The sequence below is a fragment of the Pseudoduganella chitinolytica genome (assembly GCF_029028125.1).
Lineage (GTDB): Bacteria > Pseudomonadota > Gammaproteobacteria > Burkholderiales > Burkholderiaceae_D > Rugamonas > Rugamonas chitinolytica.
Window position 1 is genome coordinate 3221005 of sequence record NZ_CP119083.1, and the last position, 18318, is coordinate 3239322.

At 63.9% G+C, this 18318-nt stretch carries 16 protein-coding genes and 1 pseudogene; 9 read left to right on the forward strand and 8 right to left on the reverse strand.

Going from position 1 to position 18318, the window contains the following annotated elements; translation table 11 throughout:
• The first annotated feature begins 82 nt into the window (after positions 1-82).
• Complete coding sequence (locus tag PX653_RS14290; protein ID WP_277413445.1) at positions 83-442, forward strand: HPF/RaiA family ribosome-associated protein; 360 nt, start codon at positions 83-85, stop codon at positions 440-442.
• A gap of 5 nt (positions 443-447) precedes the next feature.
• Here the strand turns inward: PX653_RS14290 and PX653_RS14295 are convergent, their stop codons facing one another.
• Positions 448-1236, reverse strand: a complete 789-nt coding sequence (locus tag PX653_RS14295) for a helical backbone metal receptor (RefSeq protein WP_277413446.1) — start codon at positions 1234-1236, stop codon at positions 448-450.
• Positions 1237-1327: 91 nt separating this feature from the next.
• On the opposite strand from PX653_RS14295, the gene PX653_RS14300 reads away from it, so the two are divergent.
• On the forward strand, positions 1328-2338 hold the full coding sequence (locus PX653_RS14300; RefSeq protein ID WP_277413447.1) for a GGDEF domain-containing protein: 1011 nt from the start codon (positions 1328-1330) through the stop codon (positions 2336-2338).
• A gap of 2 nt (positions 2339-2340) precedes the next feature.
• Here the strand turns inward: PX653_RS14300 and PX653_RS14305 are convergent, their stop codons facing one another.
• Complete coding sequence (locus PX653_RS14305) at positions 2341-2886, reverse strand: DUF5610 domain-containing protein (RefSeq protein WP_277413448.1); 546 nt, start codon at positions 2884-2886, stop codon at positions 2341-2343.
• A gap of 94 nt (positions 2887-2980) precedes the next feature.
• Between PX653_RS14305 and sbcB the strand changes: the two genes are divergently transcribed.
• Positions 2981-4426, forward strand: a complete 1446-nt coding sequence (gene sbcB / locus PX653_RS14310) for an exodeoxyribonuclease I (RefSeq protein WP_277413449.1) — start codon at positions 2981-2983, stop codon at positions 4424-4426.
• Between the two features lie 160 nt (positions 4427-4586).
• Here the strand turns inward: sbcB and PX653_RS14315 are convergent, their stop codons facing one another.
• The 3 genes from PX653_RS14315 to pyrF form a co-directional block, all read right to left on the reverse strand.
• Complete coding sequence (locus PX653_RS14315; protein ID WP_277413450.1) at positions 4587-5456, reverse strand: IS3 family transposase; 870 nt, start codon at positions 5454-5456, stop codon at positions 4587-4589.
• The gene (locus tag PX653_RS14320) at positions 5453-5800 is read right to left on the reverse strand and encodes a transposase (protein WP_277413451.1); all 348 of its coding nucleotides are present in this window, start codon (positions 5798-5800) and stop codon (positions 5453-5455) included. The genes PX653_RS14315 and PX653_RS14320 overlap by 4 nt, the downstream gene beginning before the upstream one ends.
• A 166-nt stretch (positions 5801-5966) precedes the next feature.
• On the reverse strand, positions 5967-6785 hold the full coding sequence (gene pyrF / locus PX653_RS14325) for an orotidine-5'-phosphate decarboxylase (RefSeq protein ID WP_277413452.1): 819 nt from the start codon (positions 6783-6785) through the stop codon (positions 5967-5969).
• 190 nt (positions 6786-6975) lie between these two features.
• On the opposite strand from pyrF, the gene PX653_RS14330 reads away from it, so the two are divergent.
• From PX653_RS14330 to PX653_RS14345, 4 genes and pseudogenes are all read left to right on the forward strand, one after another.
• Entirely contained in the window at positions 6976-7575 is a 600-nt protein-coding gene (locus tag PX653_RS14330) for a LemA family protein (protein WP_277413453.1), read from the forward strand.
• Between the two features lie 231 nt (positions 7576-7806).
• Positions 7807-8636, forward strand: a pseudogene (locus PX653_RS14335) (TPM domain-containing protein).
• A complete protein-coding gene (locus PX653_RS14340) occupies positions 8636-9160 on the forward strand; it encodes a TPM domain-containing protein (protein ID WP_277413454.1) in 525 nt (174 codons plus the stop codon). The pseudogene PX653_RS14335 and the gene PX653_RS14340 overlap by 1 nt, the downstream one beginning before the upstream one ends.
• A 48-nt stretch (positions 9161-9208) precedes the next feature.
• Positions 9209-9973 (forward strand): SDR family NAD(P)-dependent oxidoreductase, encoded by a 765-nt coding sequence (locus PX653_RS14345; protein WP_277413455.1) that lies wholly within the window; start codon positions 9209-9211, stop codon positions 9971-9973.
• Between the two features lie 578 nt (positions 9974-10551).
• On the opposite strand, the gene PX653_RS14350 is transcribed toward PX653_RS14345, so the two are convergent.
• Positions 10552-13419, reverse strand: coding sequence for a TonB-dependent receptor domain-containing protein (locus PX653_RS14350; protein ID WP_277413456.1), 2868 nt, complete (start codon positions 13417-13419; stop codon positions 10552-10554).
• A gap of 606 nt (positions 13420-14025) precedes the next feature.
• Here PX653_RS14350 and PX653_RS14355 point away from each other — a divergent pair.
• Both PX653_RS14355 and PX653_RS14360 read left to right on the forward strand, forming a co-directional pair.
• The gene (locus PX653_RS14355; RefSeq protein WP_277413457.1) at positions 14026-14397 is read left to right on the forward strand and encodes a VanZ family protein; all 372 of its coding nucleotides are present in this window, start codon (positions 14026-14028) and stop codon (positions 14395-14397) included.
• 207 nt (positions 14398-14604) lie between these two features.
• Positions 14605-15135, forward strand: coding sequence for a hypothetical protein (locus PX653_RS14360; RefSeq protein ID WP_277413458.1), 531 nt, complete (start codon positions 14605-14607; stop codon positions 15133-15135).
• Between the two features lie 26 nt (positions 15136-15161).
• On the opposite strand, the gene PX653_RS14365 is transcribed toward PX653_RS14360, so the two are convergent.
• On the reverse strand, positions 15162-16130 hold the full coding sequence (locus PX653_RS14365) for a TraB/GumN family protein (protein WP_277413459.1): 969 nt from the start codon (positions 16128-16130) through the stop codon (positions 15162-15164).
• Positions 16131-16665: 535 nt separating this feature from the next.
• Positions 16666-18192 (reverse strand): dipeptidase, encoded by a 1527-nt coding sequence (locus PX653_RS14370; protein WP_277413460.1) that lies wholly within the window; start codon positions 18190-18192, stop codon positions 16666-16668.
• Between the last annotated feature and the right edge of the window lie 126 nt (positions 18193-18318).

Below are 18318 nucleotides of genomic sequence, written 5' to 3' on the forward strand. Positions count from 1 at the left end.
TGAGCAATGTGCTGCACTTAACGGCCATGTGGGCGGGGACGGCGTAAGATGGGGCCATACCGATAACGAAAAGGAGCTCACCATGCAGATTCAAGTCAACACCGATAAAAGCATCGACCACACCGCCGCGCTGGACGACCACGTCGCCGAGGTGGTGCAGGCCGCGATCGGCCGTTTTGGCGAGCAGATCGGCCGCGTCGAAGTCCACTTGAGCGACAATGTGGCGCAGAAGTCCGCCGATGGCGACAACCGCTGCATGATGGAAGCGCGCGTCAACGGCTACCAGCCAGTCGTCGTGACGGATCACGCCGAATCGCTGCACCAGGCCATCAACCGCGCCGCGGACAAGCTCAAGCGCGCGCTCGACAGCGCCCTGGGCAAGCTGCACGACAAGCAGAAGGCCGTGCCGGTGGCCGACCTCGTCGAGCCGACCGAAGAGTAATCCCCTCAGCGGCCCGCTAGCGCGGGCAGCCCCGCCAGGTACCGCACGCCGTGCAGCGCACGGCTGCCGTACCACGACATCATTTCCCCGTCGACCAGCAGCACCGGCTTGCCGATCTGGCGTTCCAGCGCGTCCACGTGCGCTTCCGTGAAGCGGTACGGCTCGGACGACAGCAGCACCAGGTCGACCTGCGCCAGCAACGCGTCGTTCCACTCGAAGCGGGGATAGCGCACGTCGCCCAGCGCGGGCACCGTCCAGCCCAGCTCGGCCAGCATGGCGGCGATGTACGTGTCCTGCGATACCGTCATCCATGGGTCTTGCCAGATGCAGTACAGCACGCATTGCGGTGGGCCTTTGGGCGCTGCGCGCAAGGCGGCCAGCGCCGCTTCGAACTCGCGGCACCACGCATCGGCACGTTCGTCCGCGTTGAAGATTCCGCCCAGCAGCCGTGCCAGCGGCAGGTTGTCTTCCGGTAGCAGCGGGTGCGTGACAACGATATGGGGCACGAATTCGGCCAGCCGGTCGACGGTGGGCTTTTCGTTCTCGTCGATGTTGACGACGAGGTGGGTGGGCGCCAGCTTGCGGATCTTGTCGAGATTGACGTCCTTCGTACCACCAATTTTCGGGATCTCCCGCACGACGTCGGCCGGGTGGATACAGAACCCGGTGCGCCCGACAAGCTGCTTGGCCAGGCCCAGGTCGCACAGCAACTCAGTGATCGAGGGCACCAGCGAAACGATGCGGGCATGCGGAGCGGCAGCGTGCTGCTGGCCGAGGGCGTCGGTAAATGACATGGTGTTGTAAAGATCCGTGAGAAATGCTGCGATTGAAGCATATCCGGGACCGGTTGCGCTATGATGGCGCCAGTCTTGCCGAAAGCCAACGATGAAGCTCCTGAGCAATTTTGCCGCGTCCTCCCACCGCCCCGCCGACCTGCACTTGCTGCGCGACGCCGACATCCGCTCGGCCGGCGCCTTGCTGGCGGCATGCCCCGTGATGCTGGCCGAGGCCGGCGAGGTCGTCTCGGATGCCCATCGGCCCCGCCTGACGATCGTCTTGCGCGGCGCGCTGGCGCTGCAGACGGATGCCGACGAACCGGGCCGCCCGGCCAGCGTCAGGACCAAGATCCTGGTGGGCGAAAGCGTGGGCGAGCAATCCGTGCTGGACGACGAGCCCGACCCGGCCATCCTGACGGCCCTGGAACCCACCGAACTGCTGCTGGTCGGGGCCGACGTCGCGTGGCGGCTGATCGAAGAGTCCGACGGCGTGGCACGCAACCTGTTGCGCTTGCTGTCGTTCCGCGTGCGCGCGGCCAATGTGCAGTTGCGCAAGCGCCAGAAGCTGGGCGAGTTCTACCGCCAGCTGTCGATGAACGACGGCCTGACGGGCCTGCACAACCGCGCCTGGCTCAACGACATGCTGCCGCGGCTGGTGGCGACGGCGGCGCAGAGTGGCCGGCCACTGTCGGTTGTCATGCTCGATATCGACCATTTCAAGCGGTTCAACGACCGTTACGGCCATCCGCAGGGCGACCAGGCATTGCGCACGGCCGCCCAGGTGCTGGCTGGCGCGTTGCGTCCCACCGACTGTGCGGTGCGCTACGGCGGCGAGGAGCTGATGGTTCTGCTGCCGGACACGTGCGGCAGCGTTGCCGCCACCGTGGCGCAGCGCCTGTGCGAACGGGTGCGCCAGGCGGCCGTGTTCGCGGATGACACCGCCCTGCCCCACATCACGGCCTCGTTCGGCGTGGCCAGCCTCGTGCCCGGCCAGGACGAACAGGGTCTGGTCGCCACCGCCGACGCCGCGCTGTACCGGGCCAAGGCGGCCGGGCGCAACCGCGTCGAGGTCGACCCCAGCGCCGTGGCCTCCCGGCCTGCCGGCGCTGCCGCGGCGTAGCGTCAGGCGTTCTCTGCCTGCGGCTGCGCCGTCTTTGCGGCGAACTCGTCCAGGCCCTTCATCACCAGCTCGTACGTCTTGTCGACATTGCCCGCAATGTCGCCGCCCAGTACATCCAGCCCTTTCAGGATGCCGCGCGCCTCCTTGAAGCCCTGTTCGATGCCGTCCTTGATCGTTGCGATGAACTTTTCCAGCGCGGCCGAGTCTTCCATATCGGGGTGCTGCTTCTTGTAGCTGTCGAGGAAGCCCGTGGACAACGCGAGGATGCGATCCGCCGTGCCCTGCGGCGAGTTGTCCTGGGAAGCCGCGTTCTGGACGGCATTCTCGCCCAGTTCCGCTTGCAGGGCCTCGTTGATGCTGGTGATGGCCGTCTTGTACAGCAAGGCCTGCGGGTCGTCGGCGGCGCCGATGGAGATCGACGCCGATGCCTGCACGATGGAGGCGTTCAGTGCCATTTTGGCGCGCTGGGTCGGGGTCACCTCACCCTGGTTGGCGACCCGCGCGTCGGCGGGGACGGATTTTGCGTTGAGAGAAACAGAGTTTGCCACGATAATCCTCCTGGAGGGCACTCCCCGAAAGGGGCCCGATGATGACGACCTGCGCTTTGGATTTCGATTCGAATTGCGCTACCACCTGCGAACCATGAGCAACCACACCTTCCTTTGGCACGACTATGAAACCTTCGGCGCCGTGCCGCGCCGCGACCGCCCCGCCCAGTTCGCCGCCATCCGTACCGATGCGGAGCTGAACGAGATCGGCGAGCCAATCATGCTGTTCTGCCAGCCGGCCAGCGACTACCTGCCCGACCCGCAGTCCTGCCTGATCACGGGCATCACCCCGCAGCAGTGCCTGCAGCAAGGCGTGCCCGAGTACCAGTTCGCCAAAGTCATCGAGGCGGCGTTTGCCGAGCCCGGCACGATCGGCGTCGGCTACAACACGATCCGCTTCGACGACGAAGTGACGCGCTTCCTGTTCTGGCGCAACCTGATCGATCCGTACGCGCGCGAATGGCAGAACGGCTGCGGCCGCTGGGACCTGCTGGACGTCGTGCGCATGTGCTACGCCCTGCGGCCGGACGGTATCAACTGGCCTGTGGGAGATAACGGCAAGCCCAGCTTCAAACTTGAATTATTGACAGCGGCCAACGGTTTGCAGCACGAGGCGGCCCACGATGCGCTGTCGGACGTGCGCGCGACGATCGGCCTGGCCCGCCTGATCCGCGCCAGGCAGCCGCGCCTGTTCGACTTCTGCCTGGCCCTGCACAAGAAGGACCGCGTGGCGCAGGAGGTCGGCATGCACCTGGCGCACGAGCTGCGCCAGCCGTTCCTGCACGTGTCGGGCATGTTCCCGGCCGAACGGGGCTGCATGGCGCTGGTATGGCCGCTGGGACCGCACCCCACCAACAAGAACGAGCTGATCGTGTGGGATTGCCACCATGACCCGCGCGAACTGTTCGAGCTCGATGTCGATACGATCCGCCAGCGCATGTTTACCCGCAGCGCCGACCTGCCCGAGGGCATGACGCGCCTGCCGATCAAGACGATCCACCTGAACAAATCGCCGATGCTGGTGTCGAACCTGAAGACCTTGACGGCGCAGATGGCCGACCGCTGGGGCATGGACCTGGAGCGCGCCCAGGCGCACGCGGCCTTCGCCAAGGCGGGGCCGGACATGTCGTCCACCTGGGCGCAGGTGTTCCACCGCCCGGCGAGCGAACCGGGCGACGTGGACGAAGACCTGTACGGCGGCTTCGTCGGCTCCACCGACCGGCGCCTGCTGGATACGCTGCGGCGCGAAAACCCGCAGCGCCTGGCAACGATGGCGCCGCACTTCGAAGACGAGCGCCTGGGGGAACTCGTGTTCCGCTACCGCGCCCGCAACTTCCCCGAGACGCTGACGGAGCATGAACTGGAGCACTGGGAGCAGCACCGCGCGGCCCGCCTGCTGGAAGGCGCCGATGGTGCGCGCAGCATCGACCAGCTGTTCGGCGAGATCGATCACCTGTCGGCCGAAGCGGACGAGCGTGCCGAGCAGATTCTGGGGGCGTTGTACGAGTATGCCGAGATGATCGTGCCGCAACCGTATTGACGCAGCAGCCGGCTGGGGTCTGTCCCTGCGGGACTGACCCCTAAGTTCATCAGCCCCCTTGGTCGCCGGGCCGGCACTTGTTCGGCGGGACGCTGGCGTGAATAAAACCCGCGCCGGAAAGCCGGGGTCAGTCTGAGGTAGCCCGGATTCTGTAGCCAGTTCAATTAAGAATTAAGAACTCTTTTTCGACCTCAACGGGGCTGAGATATTTCAGCGTTTGGTGAGGTCGCCGTGCATTGTAGTACAGCTCGATGTAGTCCGATATCGCGGCGATTGCCTCAGCCCTTGTTGGATAGATCTCATGGCGTGTCAGCTCGTTCTTGAGCGTGGAAAACCAGCTCTCTGCTACGGCATTGTCATGACAGTTGCCCCGGCGGCTCATGCTGGCCTTGAGGCCACGCTCGTCAAGCACGCGCCGATAGGGTTTGGAGCCGTACACCGAACCCTGATCTGTATGGCAGACGAGGCCTGGCCCTGGCTGACGCTGGGCGTAAGCCATCCGTAATGCGCCGATTGGCAGCGAGGCATCCTGGCACTGGTTCATGGCCCATCCAACGATCCGACGTGCAAACAGATCGAGAACGATGGCCAAGTGCAGCCAGCCTTCACGGGTATGGATGGTCGTGATGTCGCTGACCCAGACCTTGTTCGGTGCCTTCACGGTAAAGCATCGCTTGAGCAAATCAGGTGCTGGCGGTTCCGTGTGTTGATGGGCGTGCATGACGCGAAATTTGGCCTTGCGTTTGGCCTCGATCGATTCAAGCTTACGCAGTCGAGCCACCTGATGCTTGCTGCAATTGACGCCTTTGGCGTTCAGCACGCGCCACGTCTTGACAGCCCCGAGAGCATGACGATGCGAGTCATGCAGGCTCCGGATCTGTTCCCGCAATGCCAGGTCTTCCTGGCTGGGCATGACGGTGCCGCGACGTCGACGGAAAGCATAGTAGCTGCCGCACTTAACCCCTAGCACACGACAAAGCGAACGCACAGGAAAGTGCTCGCGCTGCTCTTCAATACAGGCGTACTTCAACGCTTTAGCCGCGTGAAGGACGCCTGCAACTTTTTTAGGATTTCAAAATCCTCCTTCAGTCTACTGAGTTCGCGCTTAACCAGTACGAGCTCGCTTTCCTCGCTGGCAGGCTTGCGCCCCCGGCTGCCGAAATTCGCTTCTGGTCCATTTTGCTCGATCGCCTTAGCCCATTTGTAGAGCTGATTGCGACGTATGCCAAGTTCGATAGCGAGCGCTTCCGCAGTCTGGCCGCCGCTCTTCAGGCGCGCCACCGCAGCAAGTTTGAACTCTTTAGTGTAGACAGAACGATGCTTCGGCTGGGCGTCAGCATCCTTCACAGGGGTTTTTTCTGGTTTCGTAGTCATAGGGCCTCTGGAACGTATTGTCCCTTATTTAGCCTGACTACAAAACCCGGGATACCTCAGACCTGGCGGGTCCGACCCCACTTCCTGGTTCCGGGTTCAAGCATGGCCAGCGGCTCGCCGACCTATACGTCTCGACCGAGCCTGTCACCGGCCTCGACTACTCCCCTCAGCGCGCCGCGTTGATCGCGTCGCGCGTCTCCAGCGCCACCCGGCGCGCGGCCGCGGCGAAATCTTCCCCACCCTGCGGCGCCGCATACAGGATCGCGCGCGACGAGTTGATCATCATGCCGGCGCCCGCCGTGGTCTTGCCGGCCGTGACGGTAGCGACGATATCGCCGCCCTGCGCGCCGATACCCGGCACCAGCAACGGCATCTCGCCCACGATGGCACGTACCTGCGCCAGTTCTTCCGGGAACGTGGCGCCTACCACGAGGGCGCATTGGCCGTTGTGGTTCCATTTGTCCGCCACCAGCTGCGCCACGTGCTGGTACAGGGGGCGCCCGTTCACTTCCAGGAACTGCAGGTCCGAACCGCCCGGGTTGGACGTGCGGCACAGCACGATCACGCCGCGGTCGCGCCACTCCATGTACGGTTCCACCGAATCGCCGCCCATGTATGGGCTGACGGTCACGGCATCGGCACCGTAGCGGTCGTAGGCCTCGCGCGCGTACTGCTTCGCCGTCGCGCCGATGTCGCCGCGCTTGGAATCGAGGATCAGCGGGATGTGCGGGTGCTTGTCGCGCAGGTAGGCGCAGATGCGCTCGAGCTGCTGTTCCGCGCCCAGCGCCGCGAAGTACGCGATCTGCGGCTTGAAGGCGCAGGCCAGGTCGGCCGTCGCATCGATGATCTCGGTGCAGAAGCGGTAGATACCGTCCGGCGCGGACTGGAACTGCGCCGGCAGCCGGGCCATGTCCGGATCGAGGCCCACGCACAGCAGGGAGTCGTTGGCTGCCCAGGCAGCATTCAATTTGTTAATGAAAGTCACGACGGCCCCTTTAATCTGTTCGTTGCAAACCCGATATTATAAAGGACCGCCCGAGGGCCCCGCCGCGATACGCTGTCGCCGGCGGCGCTGTGTGCTGAACCGAACAAAGCGGCTCTTGCAATGCGGGTATAGTTGTATCCACCCATGGCGGGCAGCCGCCGTAGGTCCAGGCAAACAATAAGGAGAAATCATGCGCAACAGGTTTGAACGATGGATTGCACTGGTATTGATGGCGGTCGCCCTGTCCGGCTGCGGCTACAACGATTTCCAGAGCAAGGATGAAGCCGTGAAGGCCGCTTGGGGCGAGGTGGTCAACCAGTACCAGCGCCGCGCCGACCTGATCCCCAACCTCGTCAATACCGTCAAGGGCTATGCATCCCATGAGCGCGAGACGCTGGAGGCCGTGACGAAGGCACGGGCCCAGGCCACCAGCATGCAGGTGACGCCGGAAACGCTGAACAATCCGGCCGCCTTCCAGAAATTCCAGCAGGCGCAGGGCGAGCTGTCGTCCGCGCTGTCGCGACTGATGGTCGTGTCCGAAAAGTACCCGGACCTGAAGGCGGACACGAGCTTCCGTGACCTGCAGTCGCAACTGGAAGGCACGGAAAACCGCATCACCGTGGCACGCCAGCGCTATATCGCCTCGGTGCAGGACTACAACGTCCTGGCCCGCCGCTTCCCGACCAACCTGACGGCGAAGATGTTCGGCTACGAAGTGCGGCCAAGCTTCCAGGTGGAGAACGAAAAAGCCATCTCGTCCGCCCCTACGGTCGACTTCAACAAGAAATAAGGAATGCTCATGGCGTCCGGCCCTTCGGATCACGTGACACCGCCTGCCGCTCCCGGACGGCGGCGCACCAGCGACCATCCCGCCGAGGGCAAGTACCTGGGCACCGCGGAGGTGACGAACGAGCGTGACGTGCGCGGCCGGGGCCGGCGCCGGGGACTGCGCGGCTGGGTAGCGCGCGGACCGTCCGGTGGCTGGCTGCATCATTGGCTGGTGCGCTATACCATCGTTGTCCTGCTGGTGTGCTTCGCGCTGCTGGTCGTCGAGGCGGCACGCGCACAGGGCACGGCGCAGCCGCAAGGCTTCGTGCCCGTACCGGAACTGAAGGCGCGCGTGACGGACCAGGTCAACCTGCTGACGCCGCAGCAGCGCGCGTCGCTGGAAGCGGTGCTGGCCGATTACGAAACGAAGACGGGCAGCCAGATCGCCGTGCTGCTGATGTCCAGCACGGCCCCGAGGCGATCGAGCAGTACAGCATCCGCGTGACGGATGCCTGGAAGCTGGGTCGCAAGGGCGTGGACGACGGCGTGCTGCTGGTCGTGGCCAAGGACAACCCGGCGTCGCTGCGGCGCATGCGCATCGAAGCGGGCCGCGGCGTGCAGGGCTCGCTGACGGATGCCCAGTCGAAGCGCGTACTGCAGGACGTGATCGCCCCTCACTTTCGCAACAACGACTACTACGGCGGCCTTGCCGCTGGCGTGAGCGCCATCGCCACCTTGCTGGACAAGGAGCAGTTCCCTGCGCCGGCACAGCAGGCGCCCGCGCCGCGCCAGGCCGGGCAGGACGGCGGCATCCCCTGGTGGCCCATCCTGCTGTTCGGCGTGTTCGTCGTCTTGCCGATGCTGCGCGGCGGCAGCCGCCGGCGCGGCCTGCATCGGTCCGGCTGGGGCTCGGACGCCGCCGGCATCCTGATCGGCAGCGCCATCGGCAGCGCCATCGGCAGCGCGCTCGGCAACGCCGGCCGCGGCGGCAGCTTTGGTGGTGGTGGATTTGGTGGCGGCGGTGGCTTTGGCGGCGGCGGTGGCGGCACGTTCGATGGCGGCGGCGCCTCGGGAGACTGGTGATGAGCACTTTACCGACAAGCTTCATGGGCCGCTGCAAACGCGCCCTGCGCCATCTGTTCACGGGCGCGTCGCAAGGCCGGCGCTGCTTCCCGCAACGTACGCTCGATGCGATCGCGGCCGCGATCGCCGAGGGCGAGCAGCGCCATCGCGCGGAAGTGCGGTTGATTGTCGAACCGGCCCTGCCGGTGGGCGCCGCGTTCGACAACGTCAGCAACCGCGCCCGGGCACGGGCCCTGTTCGCGCAGTACGGCGTGTGGGACACGGAAGAAAACTGCGGCGTGCTGATCTACGTGAACCTGGCCGCGCGCGAGGTCGACATCGTGGCCGACCGCAATGTCGGCCGGCTGATCGGCGACAGCGACTGGCAGGCGGTATGCCACACGATGACGGCCGGCTTTGCCCGCGGCGACTTCCACGACAGCACGCTGGCCGCCCTGCACCAGCTCTCGGCGCTGCTGCAACGGCACTTCCCGGCCGACGGCACGCGCCCCAACCAGTTGCCCAACGAGGCCGTCATCCTGTAGCCGCGCCCTGCTATGATGCGCGTCTTTGACAGCATGGAAGAAGCGCTCATGAGACTGACCAACAAGACCGCCATCGTGACCGGCGCCACCCGCGGCATCGGCCTCGCCTGCGCGCAACGCCTGATCGCCGAGGGCGCACGCGTGATGCTGGCCGATATCCGGCCCGAAGGGGCCCAGGCCGCCGAGGCGCTGGGCGACGGCGCGCGCTTCTTCCAGGCCGACGTGGGCAACAAGGCCGACGTCGACGCCCTGGTGGCCGCCACGCTGGCGGCGTTCGGCCGCATCGATATCCTCGTCAACAACGCCGGCGTGACGCATGCCGCCGATTTCCTCGACCTGACGGAAGAGGACTTCGACCGCGTGCTGCGGGTGAACCTGAAATCGATGTTCCTGTGCGGCCAGGCGGTCGCGAAAGTCATGGTGAGGCAGCAGTCCGGCTGCATCGTCAACATGTCGAGTGTCAACGCGGAACTGGCCATCCCGAACCAGGTGCCGTACGTGGTATCGAAAGGCGGTATCAACCAGCTGACGAAGGTGATGGCGCTGAACCTGGCGCCGTACGGCATCCGCGTCAACGGTATCGGCCCCGGCACGATCCTGACGGAGCTGGCCAAGGAAGCGGTGCTGGGCAGCCCGCAGGCCCGCCACACCATCCTGTCCCGCACGCCGCTGGGCCGCTGCGGCGAGCCGGAGGAAGTCGCGTCCATCGCCGCCTTCCTCGCCAGCGACGACGCCAGCTACATGACGGGACAGACGCTGTACGTCGACGGCGGACGCATGGCGCTGAACTATACGGTGCCGGTCAGGGAGTAACGGCTGCGTTATATGACTTTCTTATAACGCTTATCGAAAACGAAAATTGGACGAATATGTGGCGACGCAGCATAATCTCACCTGTCTCCACTATTCTCCTCCAAGATAATAGTTTAGGGCCCGCCTTCTGAGCGGGCTTTTTTTTTGCGCGCTTTCACTCCGGCGTGAGGAAATTCCCGAATGCATCCGCAGGCGCGCCCCCCACCACTGCGCAGGCGGGGGCGGCACCGGGCTTGCCGCACTACCATTTCACGACCCCGAGGTGATTGCGCATTTTTGCCCGCGCCCGATGCCGCTGCACTGCCGGGCCCATGGCAGCATTCATGCCCGCCCCGGAGGTCGCAGCGGGCTGAGCCGCAGGCGCTGCTGAGTTATTAGCATTCTCTATAACGATTATCGAAAAGCGCAATTGGACGAATATCGGGCGACGCAGCATAATTGCACCTGTCTCCACTATTCTCCTCCAAGATAATAGTTTCAAGCCCGCCTCGAGCGGGCTTTTTTTTGTTCGCACGCCAATGAAAAAAGCCGCCGCACCTCACAGTGCGGCGGCCTCGCTCGTTGCGCGCTTTAGCCTATCAGAAGGTGTAGGTTGCGCCTACGCGGAAGTAACGGCCCTTGCCATTGTGCAGCTGGTCGTTGTAGCCAACGATCTTGTTGGCAGTACCGTAGTCCGGGTCGTACGGGGCCTTGCGGTCGAAGATGTTCTTCACGTTGAACGTCAGCACCAGGTTCTTGATGCCTGAGTAGCTGTAGTTCAGGTCGAACGTCGTCCACGCCGCCACCGAGCAGTTGTTGCCGAGGTAGTCCGTGAATTTCGGCAGGCCGCCCAGTGCATACGCGCTCTTCGGCTGGCCCGAGCCGAAGTGACAGTAAGGCTGGTCGTAGGTCACGTCGTTGTCGTAACGGCGCAGCAGCGAAACGCCACCGACGTAGTTGCCGGTCGCGGTGACCGAGTGGTCGCCACGCAGCCAGTTGACCGACAGAGAGCCGCGGTTGCGCGGATTATCGCCAACGGACGTGTTCCAGTCGGACAGGCCGCCGCGGGTGCCGGCCAGGTTGTGCGTCACGTCGCCGTAGTGCTCGGCGCGACGGTACTCAGCCAGGTAGGCCCAGTTCAGCGACGTCGTCAGCTTGCCCATCTCGCCCAGCGCCAGGCGATGGGTGATTTCCAGGTCGATACCGGAAACTTCGGTGCTGCCCTGGTTGACGTAGGAACGGTTCACCTGGGTGATGGCGCCCGAATTCGGGATCACGTTGCCATTGGCATCCGTGACCCAGTTGTTCGGGTTGGTATCGCGCACGACAAGGCCAGGGTAATCGGCGGCGTGGTCGATGACCGTTTGCGCACCCAGCAGGGCAGTCTCGTCGACCTTCTTGATGCGATACCAGTCGATCAGGATGTCCAGGTTCTTCGTCGGCGTAACGATCATGCCGAACGACAGGCTGCGCGAGCGCTCGTTTGCCAGGTTCGGATTGGCGGCGGACAGGCTGGAAACGCCTTTAGAGCAATCGGCCTGGTCGGCGCCTGGCAGCGGGCTCACACCGTCCGGGCAGCGCAGCGTGTCGGTCACGGTGGTAAACGACTGTACACCGCCAGGCGAGACTTGCGTCAGCGCCGGAGCGCGGAAGCCTTCGGCGAACGTGCCGCGGAACGTGAAGTGTTCGTTGGCCGTCCACTTGGCGCCGACTTTCGGCACGAAGCTAGTGGCGGTCGGGTATTTGTCCCAACGGCCGGCGAAGTCCATCTCGAAGCTCTCGAAGAACGGCGTGCGCAGTTCGACGAACGCGGACTTGACCACGCGGGAACCGTCGGCCGTGGAGTTGGCCAGGCCGACGATGTCGCCGCGCTGGACTGCCAGGTCAGGGGTCAGGCCGATCTGTTCCTGGCGGATCTCGCCGCCCAGTGCCAGGCCGATTTCGCCGCCTGGCAGCTTGCCGAACGACGTCGACGCTTTCGCATCGATCTGCTTGACCTGTGCGAAGCCTCGGTTTTCGATGTCACGCGTAGCGGACGGGTCGGCGATCGTCTGGGCGATCGTGCGATTTTCCGTCATGATGCGGCGCATCGTCGGCAGGTACTGGTAGCCGTAGCCGCGCTCGGTACGCTCGCCGCGGTTCCACAGCAGGGCCGTTTCCCAATCCCAGCCCTTGGCGCTGCCCTGCAGGCCAGCCACCAGGCGGTACGCTTCGTTGATGTTTTCCGAAGCATTGGTGGAGTTTACCAGGCGGAAACCAACGGCCGAACGGGCATCCGTGAACGGATTGTCCGGGTGGCCCACCGGCAGCACGATCTGGAACTGCGACGGGATGCCGCCGTTGGTGAACACCGTCGTCGGTGCTGTCGAACGGATCGCGCGCGGAGCGGCCGTGAAGTAGCGCTCGGTACGGCTGTAGGATGCTTCGGCAAACGCCGTGATGTCGTTGTTGAGCTTGAACGTGAACTTGGACAGCACGTTCGCATCCTCGCCCTTGCCCTGGGCTTCCTGATAGTCGTTGATGTTGAAGTTACAGAACGTGCGGCCGATCAGCGTATCGGTAGCCGTCAGGTTGTGCAGGGCGCGGTCGCCCGTCAGCTGTTGCGACTTGTCGCAGTTGACCTGGTTGAGGACGTTCGCACGGCTGTTGTAGCTGTTCGAGAACGCCATGCTGCCCGGCTTGGTTTCCTTGTAGAAGAACGGCGAGGCCGACAGGGCACTCGAGTAAGGGTTCAGGCGGCCCTGGATGTTGCGGTACAGGTCGTTCTCGACGTCTTTCTGGTCCGCGATCGCCGTACGGTGGCGCTTGGACGCATCGAACGCGACGAAGCCGCTCCAGCCCTTCTGCTCCAGGTCGCCGAAGCCCCACACGCCGTTGACGTTCTCGCGCTTAAATTCGCCGTCGTCGTTGGCGCTGATATTGGCCGACAGTTGCAGGCCGCGTACGTCGGTCTTCGTGATGAAGTTGATGACGCCGGCGATGGCGTCGGAACCGTACACGGCCGATGCGCCATCCTTGAAGATCTCGACGCGCTCGATGGCGGAGATAGGAATCGTGTTCAGGTCATAGACGGCCGACTTGCCCTGGTTCGGGTCGGCGTAGGCCGATGCCGTGATGCGGCGGCCGTTCAGCAGGATCAGCGTGGACGACGAGCCCAGGCCGCGCAGCGATGCGGTGGCCGCGCCGTTGGAAAACCCGCCGTCGGTGCTGTCGACGGACGAGCCGGAACCGAAGGCCGGGATCGAGCGCAGCAGTTCGGATACGGTGTTGGCACCGGTCGCGGCGATCTGCTTGGCCGACACGGTCTGCACGGGCGACGAACCTTCCTTGTCGGCGCGCTTGATATTGGAACCGGTCACGAAGACCTTCTGGATCGGGGCTTGTGCCTCCTGGGCGAACGCTGCCTGGGCGGCGACGGCCATCGCGACAGCGATCACGCTGCGCTTCAAAACCAACTTCTGATTCAAGACTCTCTCCTGCTAGTGGTCACTCAATGTGATTTGCCCACGCCGCGTGCCGCGTGCGACGCAAACAGCCCTTTTAAGGGCCGGTATCAGACCATTTCCAGATAGTAAAGTCAGTTAAGGACACTTGTTGTTGCAAGACAACAACAGGCAATGAAATACGTAGCCAACAAGACAACTTATTAGAAGGAAATTATTTATGACAAGCAAATTACAAAATGTAATTTTGCGGTAATGTTTATTTCTGTAATTCCCCGTCCGAACAATTGTTGAGCTTTGTAACTATCAGTCACAATCAAACGCTTACCGAGCAAAAAAAGATTGTTCGAAAGGCAGGATCGTGTTGTTGTGCGGTGTCACAACGCCGTCACAAAGCCGCCTTATACTGGTCTCATCTGCTGCACACGCAACCGATATGCGTGGCGGCAGAACAGGTGTGCCGTTCGGCACACCGCTCCGGATTCGCAGCACTCGATCTCTTGGCCCGAACAGGGTTTGCGCCCGCCCCATCGGCGGGCGTTTTTTCAAGCGGCCGTGTTATCGTTGCGCTTTCATGAACCGCCCAGAACCGCCGTGCCGACCCTGCTGACTACCCTGCTGACCACCGTCTTGCTGCAACCTTCCCATGCTCGCCTGCGCTACTGGGGTGCGTGGGCGATCTTCGCCATGATCGTGATTGTCGGCTCGATCCCCGGTGCGCGCGCCGATGCCGCCGAGGTTGCCTCCGGGGTCGTCCTGCATTCCTGCGCCTACGCCGTGCTGGCGTTCCTGATCTTTACCGGCAGCCACGGCACGCCCGCCCAACGCGCCGGCAAGGCCGTGCTGACCATCGCCGCCATGGGCGCCATCGACGAGTGCGTGCAGAGCTTCCTGCCCTATCGCCACGGCGCATTGCGGGACTGGTACGTGGACGTGACGGCCGCGGCGATCATGTCGGGCGCGATGTGGGTGCTGTGGCGTAGCCGCAAGGCCAACGCCTGAACTCGCTTTTAGTTGGCACGTGACGTTTGATCCATATCAATAGCCCGTCGCCGCCCCGGAACGATCCTTGTCGATAGTCCGTCCTACCGAGACGGGCAAATCGCTCGATTCCGGAGACTCATCATGACATCGAAAACAGGCAACAGAGGCATCCTTGCGCTGTGTGGATTCGCGCTGCTCTGCGCAACGGCCGCAGGGTGCGGCACCATGGCAGACCAGGCCGGCAGCTCCGGCACATCCACCAGCGGCAGTTCGGGCAACAATATGGAAGGCAACGGTGGCCGCACCCACGATCCGCAGGCAATGGACCGCGACAAGGCCGGCGACAGGTGGCAGGACCGGCGCCAGGACCAGCGCCAGCAGAAAGACGACATGAATCCGACCAGCGGCAACAGTGCGAGTACAGGCACGAGCACGGGCGCGACGGGTGCCGCGGCAGCGCAACGCATGCCCGGCGGCGCCCAGGGTGACACCCAGCTGAGCTGGCGCGGCACGGTACTGGCCATCGAGCCGCTGTCGCGCCAGGAAGCGCAGACGGGCATCGGTCTCAGCGGTGCGCCAGGCGCGGCCGCCGTGGGTGGCGTCGTACCCGGCACAGGTGCCGCGATGGGCACGGTATATCGGGTTACGTTGCGCACGGAAGATGGCGGCAGCCAGGCGGTACTCGTCGAAGCTGCGCCCAGCTACCGCGTTGGCGACAGTGTCACGTACAGCAACGGCGTCATTCAGCGTCGATAGCCGACCACCGTGTCACGGCGGAGCGTTCAATAGACTTTCTCGACATCATAGCCGCGCTGGCGCAGCAGCGCGGGAATGCCGTTGTCGCCCACGAGGTGCAGCAGGCCGATGCCAACGAAAGCCACCTGGTCGCTCTGCATGATGCGCTCGATGTGCGCGGCCATCTCAGGATTGCGCTTGCCCAGCAACGTGCGGTCCATGAAGGTCGCGGAAACACTGTCGCCGGAGGTCAGCTCGCGGGCCATCACGTCGATGCGGGCGGCGTCGGCATTGCTCCAGGCATCGATGAGCCCAGCGGACTTTTGCACCGCCCGGCCGTTTTCGAGGTCCTCGAGGTTTTCCACCAGGTAGCGTTCCTGCTGGGCGTCATCCAGCGAAGCAAACAGGCTGAGTTGATAATCGGCCGACTCCAGCTCGTGCACCTGCTTCTTCTGTTGCGCCGCAGCGGTCAGCAGGAAGCCTTCTACGCCGTTGCTGCGGTGGTAGCCATGCTTTTCGATCTCGGTGCCGACGAGGATATTTGCTACCAGCCAGGGCCGGTACATGGCGACGTTCTGCAGGGCAAGGCCGGCCTTGTCCAGCGCCTTGGTCAGCTGCGCGAGCGCGCCCGGCGACAGGTGCCGGGTGATGGAATCTCCAGCCGGATAGCTGCCGTATTTTGCCAGGGCTTGCTCGAACGGCTTGTGGATGCGCGTGTCGAGCTCCAGGACGAGAGCGCTGGAATCGGCCAGTGCACGGGTAACTTCGGGCTCAAGCGGGAAGAAACCCTGCTTGCCGACGTGGATGGTGCCGAACAGGTAACTGGTTTTGCCATCGTGGCGGACTTTGTAGAGAGCGCCGCGCTTCGGCACGGCCGGCGATTGCAACGGCATGGCGGCGCTGGCGGGCACCGCGGAAGCTACCGTCGAGGTAACCTCCTTGGGTATGCTCATTTCCATACTATTGGCCGACCATGAAATGAATAAAGCGATAACGAAAGTCAAATAACGCGGCATGCAGATTCCCTTACCAATCTTTTAATCGATTGGTGTTTTCGTTAATGAAAACCGAAGGTGAATGCCCGTGAACGACAGCCGGGCATGGGCTGGAAGCCGCTTGCAGCGCGACTTGTTGCCCATGGTAAATGATTTAAGGCGGGGAGAAAACCGGTTTTCGCGCTTTCGGACGATTATCCTTGCGCGTTACAACAAATAATTGTCAACCTGTCTCGATATTATGTTTTTATTATCTTGTTAATATTACAGCGGCCGTGATTAATCGATAACGGTATGCGTCGCCGGGTATGTAATGGGATCAGCCTGGTTGTGGAAGCACTTTGCCTGGCGGAGCCGCACAATGCGCTCGACAATGGCCCCGACAGCTGCGGCAGCGGTGTCGCGGCGGTGTCGCACTGTAGCTCAACAAGCGGCTCGACAAGCGGCTCGACAAGCGGCCCAGCAGGCAGCTCAGCACGCGGCCCAGCCGCTGTCTCGACCAGCAGCTCGACAGGCCCCGACAGCTGCAAACCCGGGCTTATCGATCCCGACGTCGCTAACGCGCCAGTTCGACCAGCACGGCCGTGTACATCTGCAGGTTCAGCAACAACTGCTTTTCGCTGATGAATTCGTGTTCGGAATGACCCGTGTAGACCGCGCCCGGCATACCTGGACCGAAGCTGACGGCATTCGGGAACAGCCGCGAGTTGGTGCCGCCGCCGATCGATACCGGCTTTGGGTCGACCGCGCCAGTGTAGTGTGCAAACACGTCGAGCAGGATGGGCAACTGCGGCGCGTTCTCCTGTACCCATGGTTCGCCCAACTGCGCCACCAGTGTCGCCGCCGCGGCAGCCTCGCCCTTGCGCCCCTTCCAGGCATCGAAGGCAGCCTTGAACTGCCGCTCCAGCACGGGAGCGGCCTTGCCGCGCGGACGGCGCAGGTTGATATTCAGTTGCGAGGCACCGTCGGCCTCCTTCAACAGGACGGGCGCGACCGTCATCGGGCCCATGAAGTCGTCGCGGTAGGCGGCATCGCCGAATTTCTCGCCGTGCAGGCCAGTGCCCACCAGGTCATTCAGGAAAGTCACCATGGCGGCGGCCGGCGTACCGCGCCAGTTCTGCCCTGACAGGGCATCGGCGAGCATGGCGATGGCGTTGACGCCGTCTTCCGGTTTGGACGAATGGGCCGACACGCCCTTGGCCCGCACCGTCAGGCGCTGGCCCGAACGCTCGAAGGTGTAGCGCATCCCCCGCTGTGCAGCGGCCCGCGCGCGGATGGATTGCTCCAGTTCCCCGCTGGCGCCGTCGATGACGGCAACCGCATCTTCGGGGATCTGGCTGTCGAAGAAGCCGCCCGTGAAACTCGCCAATACGGGTTGGCCGGCCGGCACGCCGGTCGCCGCCGGCGTCGTGGCCGGCATCGTCACGCTGAGCAGGCCCCAGCCCTTCTCCGCCGTCACGGCCGGGTACTCCGCATCGAGCGTGATGTTGACCTGCGGCGGCGCGTGCTTCTTCAGGTAGGCCTCGAGCGGTGCCCAATCCGATTCTTCCGCCATATAGATGTACAGCTCGATGCGCTTCTTCAGCGCCACCTTGCGGTCCTTGATGGCCTTCATGGCGTACAGGGCCGTGGCGATGGGTCCTTTGTCGTCTTCCGTGCCACGTCCCAGCAGCAGGCCGGGCTCGCTTGTGCGGTCGAGCCGGAACGGCGACTGGCGCCATTTCGCCGGATCGGCCGGCTGCACGTCGCCATGGGTGATGACGCCGACCCGGTCACGCCCGCGGCCATGTCCGATCACGACGACATAGCCATCGTCGCGGTAGTCGAATCCCAGGCGCAGCGCCTCCTTCTTCAAGTAGGCCTTGAAGCCGAGGTGGGCGGGATTGCGCTCGAACGGCACCTGCGGGTCCGCCACCGTATTGAATGCCACCAGGCCAGCGAGCGTATCCACGACCTTGCCCGCATAGGCGCTGCGGGCATGCTCGGCGGTCGACACGGCCAGCGCACTGGGCGCCCCCTGGGCACCAGGCGCCAGCGCACACCACAGGGGCAGCAGGGACAACAACATGGTTTTCTTCAGCATGGCATACCTGTCTCGATAACGGATTGGAAGGGAACGCGCGACCGGCAGGCGCACGGCGCCGTCAACGCGCAGGTTCGCCATCGCAAGCTGCTGCTTCCGAACAACAGCGGACCTGTCGCGGCGCAG

Bases quoted from the DNA above. Each gene is read 5' to 3' on its own strand.
- PX653_RS14360 (WP_277413458.1), top strand. From the start codon at position 14,605: ATGGCAGACCAGGCCGGCAGCTCCGGCACATCCACCAGCGGCAGTTCG.
- PX653_RS14370 (WP_277413460.1), bottom strand. From the start codon at position 18,192: ATGCTGAAGAAAACCATGTTGTTGTCCCTGCTGCCCCTGTGGTGTGCG.
- PX653_RS14320 (WP_277413451.1), bottom strand. From the start codon at position 5,800: ATGACTACGAAACCAGAAAAAACCCCTGTGAAGGATGCTGACGCCCAG.
- PX653_RS14340 (WP_277413454.1), top strand. From the start codon at position 8,636: ATGAGCACTTTACCGACAAGCTTCATGGGCCGCTGCAAACGCGCCCTG.
- PX653_RS14295 (WP_277413446.1), bottom strand. From the start codon at position 1,236: ATGTCATTTACCGACGCCCTCGGCCAGCAGCACGCTGCCGCTCCGCAT.
- PX653_RS14290 (WP_277413445.1), top strand. From the start codon at position 83: ATGCAGATTCAAGTCAACACCGATAAAAGCATCGACCACACCGCCGCG.
- sbcB (WP_277413449.1), top strand. From the start codon at position 2,981: ATGAGCAACCACACCTTCCTTTGGCACGACTATGAAACCTTCGGCGCC.
- PX653_RS14345 (WP_277413455.1), top strand. From the start codon at position 9,209: ATGAGACTGACCAACAAGACCGCCATCGTGACCGGCGCCACCCGCGGC.
- PX653_RS14365 (WP_277413459.1), bottom strand. From the start codon at position 16,130: ATGCCGCGTTATTTGACTTTCGTTATCGCTTTATTCATTTCATGGTCG.
- PX653_RS14330 (WP_277413453.1), top strand. From the start codon at position 6,976: ATGCGCAACAGGTTTGAACGATGGATTGCACTGGTATTGATGGCGGTC.
- PX653_RS14300 (WP_277413447.1), top strand. From the start codon at position 1,328: ATGAAGCTCCTGAGCAATTTTGCCGCGTCCTCCCACCGCCCCGCCGAC.